Here is a 1,055-nt window from a genome sequence, read left to right on the forward strand (position 1 = left end):
GCGCCTGGCCGAGTGGTTGGCCGAGTTTGCGCAGGCGACCGAGGGCGAGCAACTGGCTGCGCTTCGCCAACGCGGCGCGGCCGAGGCCGACGCGCCGATGCTGCGCCCGCGTCTGGCGGCCCTGCAGGCCGAACTGCTGCGCGGCGGCCGGGCTGTCGAGGTGCGCACCTTCCATGGCTGGTTCTCGCAGCTGCTGCGGGCCGCGYCGCTGGCCTTCCTGCAGGCCCAGGGCATTGCGCCCGAGCTGCAGCTCATCGAGGACGAAGAGGAGCTGATGCCGACGCTGTGGCGGCGCTTCCACGTCGCGGTGCTGGCAGACGAGGCGTTGCGCGCCGACTTCCAGGCGCTGACCCAGTCGCGCGGCCGCTTCAACCTGCGCGAGTGGTTGCTGGGCGCGTTCGCCAAGCGTGTGGAGTTGCGGCTGGCCGAGATGGCTGGCGTGCTGGAGGCCAGCCTGCCCGGTGCAGTGGATGTGCTGGGCACCACGCCGGAGCAGTTCTTCGAGCATCTGCGTGAACCGCTGAAGGCACTGGCCCGGCTGCTCGGCGCAGCCAAGGGCAAGAAGGCGCAGGAAGCGGCCGCGTCAATTGAACAGGCCGCCGATTTCGACGGCTGCTTCGCGGCGCTGTTCACCCTGAAGGGTGAACCGCGCAAGCTGGGCGTCGACCACCCGGACCTGGACGAGCTGTGCGATGAATTGCTGCATTTGCGCGCGGCAATAGCCCAGCAGCGCGCCGCCGACGAACACGCCGCGATGCGCCGCCTGGCCCTGGTGCTGGTGGAYGCCTTCGAGGCCATCAAGCGCGAGCGCGGCCTGGTCGACATGAACGACCTGGAGCGCGGCGCGCTGGCCCTGCTGGCTGATGCGCAGACCGCTGGCTGGGTGCAGCAGCGCCTGGACGCCCAGGTGCGCCACCTGCTCATCGACGAGTTCCAGGACACCAGCCCGCTGCAATGGCAGGCGCTGCATGGCTGGCTCTCGGCCTATGCCGGCGCGGGCGCGGGCTCGCCGCTGTCCGTCTTCATCGTCGGCGACCCCAAGCAGAGCATCTACC

At 70.5% G+C, this 1,055-nt stretch carries 1 protein-coding gene; it reads left to right on the forward strand.

The genetic code is table 11. The features are described from left to right. Positions 1–1,055: UvrD-helicase domain-containing protein (locus AC1DU6_RS32525; RefSeq protein ID WP_477862367.1), on the forward strand; the 1,055-nt coding region annotated here is incomplete at both ends.

It is taken from the genome of Roseateles sp. P5_B10 (assembly GCF_056400485.1).